12 protein-coding genes are annotated in these 16516 nt (G+C 70.1%); 3 read left to right on the top strand and 9 right to left on the bottom strand.

Annotation, left to right across the window (positions count from 1 at the left end; translation table 11 throughout):
- Positions 1-398: 398 nt before the first annotated feature.
- From ACIQMX_RS30305 to thyX, 3 genes are all read right to left on the bottom strand, one after another.
- Positions 399-2084 carry a ribonuclease J gene (locus ACIQMX_RS30305; RefSeq protein WP_356325988.1) on the bottom strand — a complete coding sequence of 562 codons (1686 nt, stop codon included), beginning with the start codon at positions 2082-2084 and terminating at the stop codon, positions 399-401.
- Between the two features lie 132 nt (positions 2085-2216).
- Complete coding sequence (gene dapA / locus ACIQMX_RS30300; RefSeq protein ID WP_363071751.1) at positions 2217-3116, bottom strand: 4-hydroxy-tetrahydrodipicolinate synthase; 900 nt, start codon at positions 3114-3116, stop codon at positions 2217-2219.
- A gap of 152 nt (positions 3117-3268) precedes the next feature.
- Positions 3269-4006 carry an FAD-dependent thymidylate synthase gene (gene thyX, locus ACIQMX_RS30295; protein ID WP_402482799.1) on the bottom strand — a complete coding sequence of 246 codons (738 nt, stop codon included), beginning with the start codon at positions 4004-4006 and terminating at the stop codon, positions 3269-3271.
- Between the two features lie 186 nt (positions 4007-4192).
- On the opposite strand from thyX, the gene ACIQMX_RS30290 reads away from it, so the two are divergent.
- Together ACIQMX_RS30290 and ACIQMX_RS30285 are read left to right on the top strand one after the other, a co-directional pair.
- Positions 4193-4432 carry a hypothetical protein gene (locus tag ACIQMX_RS30290; RefSeq protein WP_363071755.1) on the top strand — a complete coding sequence of 80 codons (240 nt, stop codon included), beginning with the start codon at positions 4193-4195 and terminating at the stop codon, positions 4430-4432.
- A gap of 94 nt (positions 4433-4526) precedes the next feature.
- On the top strand, positions 4527-5078 hold the full coding sequence (locus tag ACIQMX_RS30285) for a hypothetical protein (protein ID WP_402482796.1): 552 nt from the start codon (positions 4527-4529) through the stop codon (positions 5076-5078).
- A gap of 87 nt (positions 5079-5165) precedes the next feature.
- Here ACIQMX_RS30285 and ACIQMX_RS30280 read toward each other — a convergent pair whose 3' ends face one another.
- From ACIQMX_RS30280 to eccD, 6 genes are all read right to left on the bottom strand, one after another.
- A complete protein-coding gene (locus tag ACIQMX_RS30280; protein ID WP_402482793.1) occupies positions 5166-5636 on the bottom strand; it encodes a hypothetical protein in 471 nt (156 codons plus the stop codon).
- 14 nt (positions 5637-5650) lie between these two features.
- Positions 5651-6403, bottom strand: coding sequence for a 4-hydroxy-tetrahydrodipicolinate reductase (gene dapB, locus ACIQMX_RS30275; RefSeq protein WP_363071761.1), 753 nt, complete (start codon positions 6401-6403; stop codon positions 5651-5653).
- Between the two features lie 51 nt (positions 6404-6454).
- Positions 6455-7834, bottom strand: a complete 1380-nt coding sequence (locus tag ACIQMX_RS30270) for a pitrilysin family protein (protein WP_363071763.1) — start codon at positions 7832-7834, stop codon at positions 6455-6457.
- On the bottom strand, positions 7831-10044 hold the full coding sequence (locus ACIQMX_RS30265) for a polyribonucleotide nucleotidyltransferase (protein WP_267080089.1): 2214 nt from the start codon (positions 10042-10044) through the stop codon (positions 7831-7833). Before ACIQMX_RS30265 ends, ACIQMX_RS30270 begins: the two co-directional genes overlap by 4 nt.
- Before the next feature lie 271 nt (positions 10045-10315).
- Positions 10316-10606 carry a 30S ribosomal protein S15 gene (rpsO, locus tag ACIQMX_RS30260; RefSeq protein WP_018551846.1) on the bottom strand — a complete coding sequence of 97 codons (291 nt, stop codon included), beginning with the start codon at positions 10604-10606 and terminating at the stop codon, positions 10316-10318.
- Between the two features lie 175 nt (positions 10607-10781).
- Complete coding sequence (eccD, locus tag ACIQMX_RS30255) at positions 10782-12257, bottom strand: type VII secretion integral membrane protein EccD (protein ID WP_402482789.1); 1476 nt, start codon at positions 12255-12257, stop codon at positions 10782-10784.
- Positions 12258-12497: 240 nt separating this feature from the next.
- On the opposite strand from eccD, the gene eccCa reads away from it, so the two are divergent.
- Complete coding sequence (gene eccCa, locus ACIQMX_RS30250) at positions 12498-16460, top strand: type VII secretion protein EccCa (RefSeq protein ID WP_402482786.1); 3963 nt, start codon at positions 12498-12500, stop codon at positions 16458-16460.
- Positions 16461-16516 lie beyond the last annotated feature (56 nt).

Genomic DNA, 16516 nt, shown 5'->3' with positions numbered 1-16516 from the left:
ACATTTTCTGGGGCTTTCCTCCGGGCGCTTCCCTTCGGTCTTGCGTTTCCGACTCTATCAGACTCTTTCGTGTCCGATTCCCGGTCGAAGCGGGTCTCGCATTTCCGCTTTCCAGTTCTTCGCTTTCGCGCTTTCCCTTTCCAGCGGTTTCAACCTTACCAGAACCCGTGCGTACCGTTTCCGGTCCGAATTTGAATTCCGATGGCCGTTGAAGTGGCCTTGCCTTTCGGCGGATCCGACGTTATCAGAAGTTCTGAGTCGGAATTTCCATCCTGCTCGGGGCTCGCAGCGCACACGTGTGTGCGGCGGTTCCCGGCGAGGCGGAGAGGTAAACGTACTGGAGCGGAGCGCCCCGATGCAAATCGGGGGCCCCGCTCCGGAGTTCGCGCCTGTCGGGGTCAGACCTCGACGACGACGGGAAGGATCATCGGACGCCGGCGGTAGGTGTCGGAGACCCACTTGCCCACCGTGCGGCGGACGAGCTGCTGGAGCTGGTGCGGCTCCATGACGCCGTCCTGGGCCGACTTGTTGAGAGCCTCTTCGACCTTCGGTACGACCGCGCTGAACGCCGAGTCGTCGATGCCGGAACCCCGGGCCTGGAAGTGGGGACCGCCCACGATCTTGCCGGAGGAGCTGTCCACCACGATGAAGACCGAGATGATGCCCTCGTCGCCGAGGATGCGGCGGTCCTTGAGGGAGGTCTCGGTGACATCGCCGACCGAGAGGCCGTCGACGTACACGTAGCCGGCCTGGACCTTGCCGACGATCTTGGCCTTGCCGTCGATCAGGTCGACGACGACGCCGTCCTCGGCGATGACGATGTGGTCCTTGGGAACACCGGTCAGGGCGCCCAGTTCGGCGTTGGCCCGGAGGTGGCGCCATTCGCCGTGGACCGGCATCAGGTTCTTCGGCTTGCAGATGTTGTAGAAGTACAGCAGCTCGCCTGCGGAGGCGTGGCCCGAGACGTGGACCTTGGCATTGCCCTTGTGGACGACGTTGGCGCCCCAGCGGGTCAGGCCGTTGATCACGCGGTAGACCGCGTTCTCGTTACCCGGGATCAGCGACGAGGCCAGGATGACGGTGTCGCCCTGGACGATGCGGATCTGGTGGTCGCGGTTGGCCATCCGGGACAGGGCCGCCATCGGCTCACCCTGTGAGCCCGTGCAGACGAGCACCACTTCGTCGTCCGGCAGGTCGTCGAGGGTCTTCACGTCGACGACCAGCCCCGCGGGCACCTTCAGGTATCCGAGGTCACGGGCGATACCCATGTTCCGGACCATCGAGCGTCCGACGAAGGCGACCCTGCGGCCGTACTCGTGGGCCGTGTCGAGGATCTGCTGGATGCGGTGCACGTGGCTGGCGAAGCTCGCCACGATGATGCGCTTCTGCGCATTGGCGAAGACCGTGCGCAGCACGTTCTGGATGTCGCGCTCGGGCGGGACGAAGCCGGGGACCTCCGCGTTCGTCGAATCGGAGAGCAGAAGGTCGATGCCTTCCTCGCTCAGCCGGGCGAAGGCGTGCAGGTCGGTGAGACGGCCGTCCAGCGGAAGCTGGTCCATCTTGAAGTCGCCGGTGGCGACGGCCATGCCGGCGGGCGTGCGGATGGCGACCGCGAGAGCGTCCGGGATGGAGTGGTTGACCGCGATGAACTCGCAGTCGAAGACGCCGATGCGCTCGCGCTGGCCCTCCTTCACCTCAAGGGTGTACGGACGGATGCGGTGCTCCTGGAGCTTGGCCTCGATGAGCGCGAGGGTCAGCTTGGAGCCGATGAGCGGGATGTCCGGCTTCAGACGCAGCAGATACGGGACACCACCGATGTGGTCCTCGTGTCCGTGCGTGAGGACGATGCCCTCGACGTCGTCGAGGCGGTCCCGGATGGTGGTGAAGTCCGGGAGGATCAGGTCGATGCCCGGCTGCTCCTCTTCGGGGAAGAGGACGCCGCAGTCGACGATGAGCAGGCGGCCGCCGTACTCGAACACCGTCATGTTGCGGCCGATCTCGCCGAGGCCGCCCAGCGGGGTGACCCGCAGGCCGCCCTTCGGGAGCTTCGGCGGGGTGCCGAGTTCAGGATGCGGATGACTCAAAAGACTCTCCTTACCACACACGCCACGTACCGCTTGGGCACGTGGCGCGCATGTCATTCGTGCACTTGCTGTTGTCTTTGGTGGTGCTCTGTCGCGAATCCTTCTTCGCGTATTCAGTTGTGAAGTCTGTGGTTAGAGCTGTACCCCACCGGCGGCAAGATCGATCTTGAGCTGGGCCGTTTCCTGCGCGCTGAGTTCCACCAGAGGCAGACGCAGCGGGCCGGCGGGGAGTCCCTGGAGGGCCAGTGCGGCCTTGGAGGTGATCACACCCTGGGTACGGAACATTCCCGTGAACACCGGCAGGAGCTTCTGGTGGATCTCCGTCGCCTTCTGTACGTCTCCGCCGAGGTAGGCCTCGAGCAGGGCCCGCAGGTCCGGGGTGACGACGTGGCCCACGACGGAGACGAGTCCGACCGCGCCGACCGACAGGAGCGGAAGGTTCAGCATGTCGTCGCCCGAGTACCAGGCCAGGCCGGACTGGGCGATGGCCCAGCTGGCGCGGCCGAGGTCGCCCTTGGCGTCCTTGTTGGCCACGATCCGCGGGTGCTCGGACAGCCGGACCAGGGTCTCCGTGTCGATGGGGACACCGCTGCGGCCGGGAATGTCGTAGAGCATCACCGGCAGACCGGTGGAGTCCGCGATCGCGGTGAAGTGCCGGAGGAGGCCCTCCTGCGGCGGCTTGTTGTAGTACGGCGTGACCGCGAGGAGGCCGTGGGCGCCGGTGCGCTCGGCCGTGCGGGCGAGTTCGACGCTGTGGCGGGTGTCGTTGGTCCCGATGCCGGCGACGATGTGCGCACGGTCTCCGACCGCCTCCAGCACAGCCCGTACGAGCTGGTCTTTCTCCGCGTCGCTGGTGGTCGGCGACTCGCCGGTGGTGCCGTTGATGATCAGGCCGTCGTTGCCTGCGTCCACCAGATGGGTGGCAAGCCGCTGGGCGCCGTCGAGGTCGAGCGCGCCGTCCGCCGTGAAGGGCGTGACCATCGCGGTGAGGACCCGCCCGAAGGGGGTCTGCGGAGTGGAGATCGGAGCCATGGGTAACACGCTACTCGTTGCTCGGCGTCCAATGTCCCCTCGGGGGGACAAGCAAGAGGAGCCCGGCACTGCCTGCTCGGGGGTTCAGGCAGTGCCGGGTCCGTTTGATCAGCCTAGATGAACTTCACGAAACGCCGCAATACGGACACCGCTTACGGGGCAACCCGTCCATTTTTGTTGAAGGCTGCATGGGTGAGCGGCATGAGCTCCGCCCAGTGGGCCTCCATCTGCTCGCCGACCATCTCGATCTCCCGCTGGGGGAACGACGGAACCTTCGCGAGTTCGTGCTGCGTACGCAGGCCCAGGAAGTGCATCAGCGACCGGGCGTTGCACGTCGCGTACATCGAGGAGAACAGGCCGACCGGGAGGACCGCACGGGCGACCTCGCGGGCCACTCCCGCCGCCAGCATCTCCTGGTAGGCCTCGTACGCCTGGCGGTAGGAGTCCTCCATGGCGCGGCCCGTGAGCTCGGCCTGGGCCTCGGTGCCCTCGACGAACTCGTACTTTCCGGGACGGCCCTGCTGGACAAGCTTGCGGGACTCCCCCGGGACGTAGAAGACCGGCTCCAGCTCCCTGTAGCGGCCCGATTCCTCGTTGTACGACCAGCCCACACGGTGCCGCATGAACTCGCGGAACACGAAGATCGGGGCGCTGATGAAGAAGGTCATCGAGTTGTGCTCGAACGGGCTGCCGTGCCGGTCCCGCATCAGGTAGTTGATGAGTCCCTTGGAGCGCTCAGGATCCTTGGTGACCTCTTCCAGGGACTGCTCACCGGCCGTCGAAACACGGGCGGCGAACAGCACGTCGGAATCACCGGCGGCGTGTTTCACCAGGTCAACGGTGACATCGCTGCGGAAGCTGGGCTTTGCGGGCTCGGGGGTCTCGGTCACCGGCGGGGTCCTTCCAATGGCGTCGCTCGGGCGGCGTCCACTCTACGGGCCACGACTGACAACGCGGTCCGCACCGCCCGTCGCGGGATTTCTTCGGCCAATCCGGCGATTCGGGGCACCGATCGGGCTCCCCGTGCGTCTGACTCAGTAGCACCACCCGAATCTGAGTTCAAGGAGAGCTACCTCATGTTCCGCCGGCGCGAATCCGTCCCGTTCTCGTTCGTGGCCGAGGCCGACCGGTTCCGCAGTAACGTCACACCGCCCCCGCGCGAGCGCGCCTCCCTCTCCGAGAAGGCGGGCCGCACCCTGATCGGCCTCGTCGTGGTCGCCGGACTGGCCGGATCGCTGCTGCTCGGCCTGCCCGCCCTGTCTCCCGAGCAGTCGGCGCAGCACAGTCAGCAGACCGAGGCCGCGCACGGGCGCTGACCCGTACGGGCCCCCTGGGGTGGTCCGGCCGGTAGCCTCCTCGGTAGCCTCACCGGGCACAGCAATCGAGCGTGCTTGTGAGTGAGGATCAGTCGTGCCCCTGCCCTTCCTGACGGCCGACCGCGCATTTGACGCGAGCGCTGAGGATGTCGCGCTGCCGTTCGACGACCACGACAGCTGGCGGCGCCCGTACCGCCCCGGACCCTGGCGTGTCGCGGCAGCGGCCGGACTGCTGCTGCTTGCCTCGTTCATCCTGTTCGCCGGGATGATCACGGCGTTCGCCGGGGCGATCCCCGGGGCCGGCGCGTGTCTCGCCCTGGCCCTCGCGGTGATCATCTGCGCCCTGCGGATGCTGCGGATCGGCGCCTGGGTGAGCCGGCACGGTGTGCGCCGGGTGGGCTTCTTCTGGACCACGACGGTGCCGTGGAACCACGCCGCCGCCGTGCGCACGGTGCAGCAGCCGGTCAAGTGGCTCGGGTTCCCGCGCACCGTTCAGGGGCAGGCCCTGATCGTCGTACGCAAGGGCGGGGACGCGGTTCCGCCGCTGCTCACGGACTCCAGCGCGGACTTCCTGGCCCGCGGTGAGGCGTTCGACCGGGCCGCCGACACGATCGAGGCGTGGGGGGACGAGTACCGGCAGCACTGAGGTCTCGCCTGCCCCTCCCGCACGCAGAGAGACCGTCCGGCGTTCGCGAAAGAACGCCGGACGGTCTCTTTGCGTGCGGGACAGCCCTCAGTTGCCGGACGGGGCCGCTGAGGCCGCTGTGCGGCCTCTGTGCAGGGCGATGGCGCGCTGCATGGCCTTCCTGGCCCTGGGAGTGTCCCGGGCGTCCTGGTAGGCCACGGCGAGACGGAACCAGCAGCGCCAGTCGTCCGGCGCGTCCTCCGTCTCCTCCTGGCGGCGGGCGAACGCCGCGTCGGCCGAGTCCCGGTCGATACGCCCGCTCGGGGTACGGGCCAGGTCGTCGACGGGCAGGCCGCCCTCGGCGTCGAGCTCGGCGGCAAGGGCGTTGGCCCTCCGGACGAACTGGGTGTTCTTCCAGAGGAACCAGATGCCGATCACCGGAAGGATCAGCACGGCGACCCCGAAGGTCACCGTCAGCAGCGTGCCGTGCTTGATGAGCAGGACGCCTCGGCTGCCGACCAGGAGGAAGTAGAAGACCAGGACGGCAGCGGTGACGGCGTAAGTGATCTTTGCGCGCATGGGGGTGGGCTCAGTCAGTTCAGGTCGAGGAAGTTTTCCAGGCCGAACGTGAGGCCCGGAGTGGTCGCCACGCGGCGTGCTCCGAGCAGGATGCCCGGCATGAAGCTGCTGTGGTGCAGGGAGTCGTGCCGGATGGTGAGGGTCTCGCCCTCACCTCCGAGCAGCACCTCCTGGTGGGCCAGGAGGCCGCGGAGCCGGACCGAGTGGACCGGGATCCCGTCGACGTCGGCTCCGCGTGCGCCGTCCAGTGCCGTCGCGGTGGCGTCCGGCTGGGGCGCGCAGCCCGCCTCGCGGCGGGCTTCGGCGATCAGCTGGGCGGTGCGTGCGGCGGTGCCGGACGGGGCGTCGGCCTTGTTGGGGTGGTGCAGCTCGATGACCTCGACGGACTCGAAATAGCGGGCGGCCTGCTGCGCGAACTTCATGGTGAGGACCGCGCCGATGGAGAAGTTCGGCGCGATGAGCACACCGGTCCCCGGCGAGGCGGAGAGCCAGGTGTTCAGCTGCGCGAGCCGTTCGTCGGTCCAGCCGGTGGTGCCGACCACGGCGTGGATGCCGTGCCGGACGCAGAAGTCGAGGTTGTCCATCACCGACGTGGGGGTGGTGAGCTCGACGACGACCTGGGCGCCGGAGTCCGTCAGGGACTCCAGCTTGTCGTCGCGGCCGAGCGCGGCCACCAGTTCCATGTCGTCGGCGGCCTCGACCGCTCGTACCGCTTCGGAGCCGATACGGCCCCGGGCACCGAGAACGGCCACGCGCAGCTTGCTCATGCTTGCTTCTTTCGGGTGACGAGGTGACTGGATGGCTGTGTGACGAGGTGACTAGGCGACCGACTCGTGGAGCCGGTCGGCCTGCTTGTCCTTGAGCGGGCCGATGACGGAGAGCGAGGGACGGTGTCCGAGGACCTCGCCCGCCACCGCACGGATGTCGTCCGGGGTGACCTGCGCGATGCGGGCCAGCATGTCGTCGACCGACATCTGCTCGCCCCAGCACAGTTCGCTCTTGCCGATCCGGTTCATCAGGGCGCCGGTGTCCTCCAGGCCGAGGACCGTGGAACCGGAGAGCTGGCCGATCGCGCGGCTGATCTCCTCGTCGTCGAGCCCGTCCGACGCGACGCGGTCGAGCTCGTCGCGGCAGATCTTGAGGACGTCGTGCACCTGGCTGGGCCGGCAGCCGGCGTACACGCCGAAGAGCCCGCAGTCCGCGAAGCCCGAGGTGTACGAGTAGACGCTGTACGCGAGACCGCGCTTCTCCCGTACCTCCTGGAAGAGGCGGGAGCTCATGCCGCCGCCGAGGGCGGTGTTGAGTACGCCGAGCGCCCAGCGCCGCTCGTCGGTGCGGGCCAGTCCCGGCATGCCGAGAACCACGTGGGCCTGCTCGGTCTTGCGGTTCTGCAGTTCGACCCGGCCCGCGGTACGCAGCGTGCGGGAGCCCGCGCGCGGGGCCGTGGGGACGGCGTCGGTGCGGGACAGCGCACCGGCGCGCTCGAAGGCCTTGCGGACCTGGCGTACGACCGTGGCGTGGTCGACGTTGCCGGCGGCGGCGACGACCAGGTGCGTGGGGTCGTAGTGCTTCTTGTAGAAGCGGGCGATCTGGCCGCGGTTCAGCGCGTTGATCGTGTCGACGGTACCGAGGACCGGGCGGCCCAGCGGGGTGTCGCCGAGCATCGTGTGCGCGAACAGGTCGTGCACGCAGTCGCCCGGGTCGTCCTCCGTCATCGCGATCTCTTCGAGGATGACGCCGCGCTCGGCGTCGACGTCCTCGGAGGCGATCAGCGAGCCGGTCAGCATGTCGCAGACGACGTCGATGGCCAGTGGCAGGTCCGTGTCGAGGACCCGCGCGTAGTAGCAGGTGTACTCCTTCGCCGTGAAGGCGTTCATCTCGCCGCCGACCGCGTCGAGCGCGGACGAGATGTCGAGGGCGCTGCGCTTGGCGGTGCCCTTGAAGAGGAGGTGTTCGAGGTAGTGCGTCGCGCCGTTCAGTGTCGGGGTCTCGTCGCGTGATCCGACGTTGGCCCAGATACCGAAGGTGGCGGAGCGTACGGAGGGCAGCGTTTCGGTGACGACGCGCAGGCCGCCGGGAAGGACCGTGCGGCGGACCGTGCCGATGCCGTTGGTGCCCTTGAGAAGCGTTTGGGTACGGGCGACGGCCCGCCCCTCCGAGGAGGGGCGGGCCGTCGTCACGGAACTACGGGACGTCACTTGTCGGTGTCGTCCTTCTTCTCGTCCTCTTCGCCCTCGATGACGGGGATGAGGGAGAGCTTGCCGCGGGAGTCGATCTCGGCGATCTCGACCTGGACCTTGGCACCGACGCCGAGCACGTCCTCGACGTTCTCCACGCGCTTGCCACCGGCGAGCTTGCGGATCTGCGAGATGTGCAGCAGGCCGTCCTTGCCGGGCATCAGGGAGACGAACGCACCGAAGGTGGTGGTCTTGACGACCGTACCCAGGTAGCGCTCGCCGACCTCCGGCATGGTCGGGTTGGCGATCGCGTTGATCGTGGCGCGCGCGGCCTCGGCCTGCGAGCCCTGCTGGGCACCGATGTAGATGGTGCCGTCGTCCTCGATCGTGATGTCGGCGCCGGTGTCCTCCTGGATCTGGTTGATCATCTTGCCCTTGGGGCCGATGACCTCACCGATCTTGTCCACCGGGATCTTGACGGTGATGATCCGCGGGGCGTTCGGGGACATCTCGTCCGGGACGTCGATGGCCTCGTTCATCACGTCGAGGATGTGGAGGCGTGCGTCACGGGCCTGCTTCAGCGCGGCGGCCAGAACCGAGGCGGGGATGCCGTCGAGCTTGGTGTCGAGCTGGAGCGCGGTCACGAACTGCTTCGTGCCGGCGACCTTGAAGTCCATGTCACCGAACGCGTCCTCGGCACCGAGGATGTCGGTGAGGGCGACGTAGTGGGTCTTGCCGTCGATCTCCTGCGAGATCAGACCCATGGCGATACCGGCGACGGCGGCCTTGAGGGGCACACCGGCGTTCAGGAGCGACATGGTGGAGGCGCAGACCGAGCCCATGGACGTCGAGCCGTTGGAGCCCAGCGCCTCGGAGACCTGGCGGATCGCGTAGGGGAACTCCTCGCGCGACGGCAGCACCGGCACGATGGCGCGCTCGGCGAGCGCACCGTGGCCGATCTCGCGGCGCTTGGGCGAGCCCACGCGGCCGGTCTCACCGACGGAGTACGGCGGGAAGTTGTAGTTGTGCATGTAGCGCTTGCGGGTCACCGGGGAGAGGGTGTCCAGCTGCTGCTCCATGCGGAGCATGTTGAGGGTGGTGACGCCCAGGATCTGGGTCTCGCCACGCTCGAACAGCGCCGAGCCGTGCACGCGCGGGATGGCCTCGACCTCGGCGGCGAGCGTACGGATGTCCGTGACGCCGCGGCCGTCGATGCGGACCTTGTCCTTGATGACGCGCTCGCGGACCAGCTTCTTGGTCAGCGCGCGGTAGGCACCGGAGATCTCCTTCTCGCGGCCCTCGAAGGCCGGGAGGAGCTTCTCGCCCGCGATCTCCTTGATGCGGTCGAGCTCCGCCTCGCGCTCCTGCTTGCCGGCGATGGTGAGCGCCTTGGCGAGCTCGGTGCTGACGGCCTTGGTGAGGGCCTCCAGGACGTCGTCCTGGTAGTCGAGGAAGACCGGGAACTCACCGGTGGGCTTGGCAGCCTTGGCGGCGAGGTCGGACTGGGCCTTGCAGAGCGCCTTGATGAAGGGCTTCGCGGCTTCCAGACCGGCGGCGACGACCTCTTCGGTCGGGGCCTCGGCGCCGTCCTTGACGAGTTGGATGGTCTTCTCGGTGGCCTCGGCCTCGACCATCATGATCGCGACGTCGCCGTCCTCCAGGACGCGACCGGCGACGACCATGTCGAAGACGGCGTCCTCGAGCTCGGTGTGCGTCGGGAACGCGACCCACTGGCCCTTGATCAGGGCGACGCGGGTGGCGCCGATCGGGCCGGAGAAGGGCAGGCCCGCCAGGATCGTGGAAGCGGACGCGGCGTTGATCGCGACCACGTCGTACAGGTGGTCGGGGTTGAGCGCCATGATCGTCTCGACGATCTGGATCTCGTTGCGCAGGCCCTTCTTGAAGGACGGGCGCAGCGGGCGGTCGATCAGGCGGCAGGTGAGGATCGCGTCCTCGGAGGGGCGGCCCTCCCGGCGGAAGAAGGAGCCGGGGATCTTGCCTGCGGCGTACTGCCGCTCCTCGACGTCCACCGTGAGGGGGAAGAAGTCGAGCTGGTCCTTGGGCCGCTTGGAAGCGGTGGTGGCCGACAGCACCATGGTGTCGTCGTCCAGGTACGCGACGGCGGAGCCGGCGGCCTGCTTGGCCAGGCGGCCCGTCTCGAAGCGGATGGTGCGGGTGCCGAAGGTTCCGTTGTCGATAACGGCCTCGGCGTAGTGGGTCTCGTTCTCCACTAGTGATTTCTCCATACTCGTCGTCTTTCGTCCTGACGCCCGTGTGGCGGAGGACGGTGCGGAGAAGCGCACCGTGTGTGCGGGGCCGGTCTTCGATCGAAGCTCCCGGGCGTTGTCCCGGGGGCCACTACCGAGGACCGGCGGCGGCTGTGGCGCGCCTCTCCTCGTCTGTTGTTGTACGTCCAGGTTACTGAGGATGTCCCCGGTACCGCACGTACGGCAAAGGGAGCGGCCCCCTCAGAAGTGGGCACCGCTCCCTTTCACAGCGTCCTTACTTGGCGCCGCCGGCCGCGCCACGGCGGATGCCGAGGCGGTCGACGAGCGCACGGAAGCGCTGGATGTCCTTCTTGGCCAGGTACTGCAGGAGGCGGCGACGCTGGCCGACCAGGATCAGCAGACCACGACGGGAGTGGTGGTCGTGCTTGTGCGTCTTGAGGTGCTCCGTCAGGTCCGAGATGCGGCGCGAAAGCATGGCGACCTGAACCTCGGGGGATCCCGTGTCGCCCTCCTTCTGCGCGAACTCGGTCATGATCTGCTTCTTCGTAGCGGCGTCGAGCGGCACGCGTACTCCTCTTGGTGTTCGATGCGCTCACGAGTGCCCCTGGTCTTGATCTCAGGGGAGCTTGGGTGACTCGGGAGCGAAGGTCCGATGAGCGCAGTCCCCAGAACGAACCGGGAACGCGTACACAAACGGCCACCGACAGAATACCAGCCGCCCGGAGCGGCCCGGACGGGCCTCAGCCGGTGAGGGCCCTCGCGCGCGTGAAGACGTCGAGGACCGCCAGGCAGAGCGGGACCAGGGAGAGCAGCAGCGCGCTCTCCGTCAGGTCCAGGACCCGCCCCCAGAACGGGGAGAGTCCCTTGCGGGGAACGATCAGGCCGGCCGCGGTGAACAGGGTCACGCCGGCGGCTGCGGCTGCGCAGATCCAGACGGTACGCAGGTCGAGGGAGCCGCGGTCCCCGTACCGGGCGAGCTCCGCCACCAGGCCGGCGGGCGGGTTCAGCGCGAGCCCGGTGATCAGCAGGGCGAGGGAGCCGAGGCCTGCCGCGAGTACGCAGACGACCTGCGAGGTGTAGCGGAAGAGCCGGGCCCGCAGCAGCATGGCCCCGCCGGTGGCCAGGGCGAGGAGCTGGGCCCAGGTGTCGCCGGAGAAGCCGAGCACCGCGGCGGACGCGACGACGAGGGCCGCGCAGCCGCCGACGAGGCCGAGGAGGAGTTCGTGGCCGCGCCGCGCCCGCTCCGCGATGTGCGCGTCGTCGACGGGGGCGTCGCGGTGGCCGGCGTCCGGGTCCGCGAAGGGGTCGTCGTAGCCGGTCCGGGCGGTGCGCTGCGGGGCGTATCCGATGGGGAGGCGGGCGAACCGGGCCGAGAGGCCGGGCAGGAAGGCGACGAGACCGATGGCGGCCGGGGAGCAGACGGCGGCCGCGGCGGCCGCCGAGGACCCGGTGAGGATCGCGGCGAAGGACGCCAGGGTGCCCGCGGTGGCGAGGAGGGCCGCCGCGACGAACGGCGCGTCGCCGCCCGGGGTGACGGCGACGAGGACCACCGAGGCGACGAGCACGGCGACGCAGCCGAGCAGGAACTGGAGCCTGCCCGGACCCTGACCGGTGTCCGGGCCGATGATGCCGGAGCCGGCGATGAGGACGAGGGGCAGCGCGCCGAGGCCGAGGGCGACGGCTGTGACCCGGTCCCCGTAGACCCGGGCGCGCACCCCCGCGAAGGCCGTGAGCAGCACGCCGGCGGCGCCCGCGATGACGCCGGGCAGGCTGTGCATGTCGTGGTGGACCGGGTCGGCGGACCAGAGGACGAAGCCCGTCAGGACGAGCAGCAGCGCGGCGCCCGCCGGGCCCGCGCCGCGCAGCAGGTCGTCGCTCCACAGATGGCGGTCGCGGGCGACGGCGGAGGCGACTGCGTCCGAGACGTCGTCGAAGACGGCGGGCGGCAGCGATTCGGCGAACGGGCGCAGGGCCAGGATCTCGCCGTCGAGCACCTGCTGGGCGGCGAGGGTGCGGGCGCCGTCGAGGACCGTGCCGTCGAGTCGTACGAGGTGGTGGCCGGTGGGTGTGGCGACGGCCTGGGTCCGGCCGGTGAGGCGGAGGATCTCCGGGCAGATGTCGGCGACGGCGAGGTCCTCGGGCAGCGCGACGTCGATCCGGCTGTCGGGCGCCACGACAGTGACGCGGCAGAAGCCGGTCTCTGCGGTCGTACTCACGTGTCTGGTCCCCCCGGTCGGCGGCTGCGCACACTTACGGGTCCGGTCCCCGGTTTCGCGGTCGCGCACGATGCGCGCGCCACCCTACCGGGACGGGTGAATCCCGGATTCTGCGCCGGTGCCCGGGAAGTAGGATCGCGGTCGCGCGGAGGCCAGTCCGTGGGCGGAGGCTGCCACGGGGGCGCCGGTGCGGGTCCGTCCGGCCTCCGGCCCGTCCGTACCGAGGGATTTGATGCACCGGTGAGCCAGATCGTCGTGAAGCGTCCACCGCGGGCCCTGCCGCCGGAACCAGGCGCCGACGGGCTGACGTTGAAGGCCCCTCCCGTGCTGCCGCGCGGGCAGCGCGAGGGCCTGTTGATGCAGGTGCTGCCGGTGCTCGGCATGGGTTCGTCGGTGGTCTTCTTCTTCTCGCCGCAGGCGCCGCCGTTCATGCGGATCATGGGTGTGCTGATGCTGGTCTCGACGGTCGCCATGGCGGTCGCCCAGGTGGTCCGTCACCGGCGCGGTACACAGGGGCAGTTGGCGGGTGCGCGGCGTGACTACCTCGCGTACCTGGCGCAGACGCGGCGTGCGGTGCGCCGGACGGCGCGCGCCCAGCGTGATGCGCAGTGGTATCTGCATCCCGGTCCCGAGCAGCTGTGGTCGGTGGTGGCGGAGGGCGTCCGGGTCTGGGAACGTCGGTCCGCCGACGCGGACTTCGGGCAGGTGCGGGTCGGGCTCGGGGCGCAGCCGCTGTCGACGCCCCTGTCGGCGCCGGACACCGATCCGGCCGATGATCCGGAGCCGGTGTGCGCGGGGGCGCTGCGGCGGTTCCTGGCGGTGCACGGCTCGCTGGAGGGCCTGCCGGTGGCGATCCCGGTGCGGGCGTTCCCCCGGGTGACGGTGTGCGGGCTGCCGGAGTCGGCGCAGTCGGTGGCGCGGGCGTTGGTGGCCCAGCTCGTGACGCTGCACGCGCCGGACGATCTGGTGGTCGCGGTGGTGGCGGGGCCGGATGCGGTGGCGCGCTGGGACTGGACGAAGTGGCTGCCGCACACGCAGGTGCCCGGTCAGGTCGACGGCGCAGGTTCGAAGCGGCTGTTCGCGGCGGACCCGGCCGCTCTGGAGCCGTTGCTGGCCGGGCGGCTGGAGGGCCGGCCGCGGTTCGGCCGGGAGAGCGCGCCGCTGCCGGACCAGCCGCACGTCGTGGTGGTCCTGGACGGTGGCCGGGTGGCGCCGGGCTCGGTGCTCGGGGCGCCGGAGGGGTTGCAGGGTGTGACCGTCGTCGAGGTGGTGGAGGGTGAGCCCGCCGCTGTCCGCGGCGGCCTCACCGTGATGGCGCGGCCGGGGCTGCTGCGGCTGGAGCCGGCCGGGGGCGGGGCGTACGAGGGCGTACCGGACGGCATCTCGCTGCCTGCGGCCGAGGCGCTGGCCCGGCAGCTGGCGCCGCTGCGGACGGGTGGCGGCAAGGACGGTGAACCGCTGCTGTCGGAGCTGGACTTCACCGAACTGCTGGGCCTCGGCGACGCGGGCGCGGTCGATGTGGCCCGCAGCCGGCGGCCCCGGCCGGTCTCCGAGCGGCTGCGGGTGCCGATCGGGGTCGGCGAGGACGGGCTGCCGGTGGTGCTGGACCTCAAGGAGGCGGCGCAGGACGGCATGGGGCCGCACGGGCTGTGTGTCGGCGCCACGGGTTCCGGCAAGTCGGAGCTGCTGCGGACGCTGGTGCTGGGTCTCGCGGTCACGCACCCTTCCGAGACGCTGAACTTCGTGCTCGCGGACTTCAAGGGCGGGGCGACGTTCAGCGGGATGTCGCAGTTGCCGCACGTGGCCGCCGTCATCACCAACCTGGCCGACGACCTGGCCCTCGTCGACCGGATGGGCGACGCGATCCGTGGGGAGCTCCAGCGCCGGCAGGAGCTGCTGCGCTCGGCGGGCAGCTACGCGAACATCCATGACTACGAGAAGGCCCGGGCGGCGGGGGCGGCGCTGGAGCCGCTGGCCTCGCTGGTGCTGGTGATCGACGAGTTCTCCGAACTGCTCACCGCCAAGCCCGACTTCATCGACATGTTCATCCAGATCGGCCGCATCGGCCGTTCGCTGGGCGTGCACCTGCTGCTGGCCTCGCAGCGGCTGGAGGAGGGCAGGCTGCGCGGTCTGGACACGTATCTCTCGTACCGGATCGGGCTGCGGACCTTCTCGGCCGCCGAGTCGCGGGCGGCACTGGGCGTGCCGGACGCGTATCTGCTGCCTTCGGTGCCGGGCTCGGGCTATCTCAAGGCCGGCACGGAGGAGATGACCCGGTTCAAGGCGGCGTACGTGTCGGGGACGTACCGGCGGGGTGCGGGACCCGCCGCGGGGAGGCTGCCCGCCGCGCGGCGGGCGGCGCTGTTTTGGGCGATGCCGGTGCCGGTGCCGCCGGACGGTACGGGGCCCGGCGGGAGCGCCCCGCAGCCGGTGCCGTTGCCGGCTGCGCAGGACGCCTTCGCCGACACCGTGCTGGACGTGGTCGTGCGGCGGCTGGAGGGGCAGGGGGTGCCCGCGCATCAGGTGTGGCTGCCGCCGCTGGACCGGGCTCCGGCGCTGGACCAGCTGCTGCCGGGGCTCGCTCCCGCCGGGGGACGCGGGTTCACCGCCACGGGGTACAGCCGGCCCGGTGGGCTGACGGTCCCGCTCGGTCTGGTCGACAAACCGTTCGAGCAGCGGCGCGAGGTGCTGTACCGCGACTTCTCCGGGGCTGCGGGACATCTGATGGTGGTCGGTGGCCCGCAGTCGGGGAAGTCGACGCTGCTGCGGACCCTGATCGCGTCGTTCGCGCTCACGCACACCCCGCAGGAGGTGCAGTTCTACGGCCTCGACTTCGGTGGCGGCGGGCTCGCCCCGCTGGCGGATCTGCCGCATGTGGGGCAGATCGCCTCGCGGCTGGATCCGGAGCGGGTGCGGCGCACGGTCGCGGAGGTGGCGGGGGTGCTGGCCCGGCGCGAGGAGCTGTTCCGCGCCGGGGGCATCGACTCCGTGGCCACGTACCGGCGCAGGCGCGCGCTCGGTGAGCTTCCCGGTGAGGCGTGGGGGGACGTGTTCCTGGTCATCGACGGCTGGGGCGGTTTCCGGACCGCGCACGAGTCGCTGGAACCGGTCGTCACGGACATCGCCGCACGCGGGCTGGGCTACGGGGTCCATGTGGTGCTCTCGGCCGCGCGGTACATGGAGGTGCGCGCCGGGCTGAAGGACCAGATCCTGGGGCGGCTCGAACTGCGGCTCGGCGACGTCATGGACTCCGAGTTCGACCGGAAGGTCGCGGGCCGGGTGCCCGCCGGGGTGCCGGGCCGCGGTCAGGTCGCGGAGAAGCTGCACTTCATGGCCGCTCTGCCGCGTATCGACTCCGTCACCGGCGCGTCGGGCCTCGCCGACGCGACCGCCGCGCTCGCGGGGACGGTGCGGGACAACTGGACGGGCGCGCCGGCACCCTCCGTACGGCTGCTGCCGCTGAAGCTGCCCGCGGAGCGGTTGCCGAAGGGGTTCGAGTTCCCGGACCGCGGGATCGCGATCGGGATCGCCGAGACGGATCTGGAGCCGGTGTTCGTCGACTTCGACACCGATCCGTTCTTCCTGGTCTTCGGTGAGAGCGAGTCGGGCAAGACCAATCTGCTGCGGCTGATCGCGAAGCAGGTCGCGGAGCGGTACTCCCCCGACGAGGCGAAGCTCGTCGTCGGGGACTACCGGCGGGGTCTGCTGGGCGCGCTGCCGGAGAGCCATCTGCTGGAGTACGCGCCGACGGCGGACGCGCTGGGCACGCATATGGAGGCGCTGGCCGGTGTGTTCGCGCGGCGGCAGCCTCCGGGGGACGTGACTCCGCGGCAGTTGCGGGACCGGAGCTGGTGGACCGGCCCGCAGATCTTCGTCGTCGTCGACGACTACGACCTGGTGGCGACGGGAGCGGGCGGTCCGCTGGCCCCGTTGGCGGAGTATCTGCCGTTCGCCCGGGACACCGGGGTGCGTTTCGTCATCGCGCGCAGTTCGGCGGGGGCGTCGCGTGCCATGTACGAGACGTTCATGCAGCGGATCAAGGAGCTGGGCGCCCAAGGGGTGGTGCTGTCCGGCAGTCCGGCCGAGGGGGACCTCGTCGGAGCGGTGCGCGGGCGTCCCATGCCGCCGGGGCGCGGCTACTTCGCCACCCGGCGGCGCGGCAGCCCCCTGGTGCAGACGGGAAGGCTTCCGGAGCGGCCCTGAGAGAGTCATGAATGCACAGGAAGGGCCCTGCTCGCAGGGAATTGCGGACAGGACCT

Source organism: Streptomyces sp. NPDC091416, from assembly GCF_044756845.1.
Classification (GTDB): Bacteria; Actinomycetota; Actinomycetes; order Streptomycetales; family Streptomycetaceae; genus Streptomyces.
This window is presented reverse-complemented; position numbering and strand designations above follow the sequence as displayed.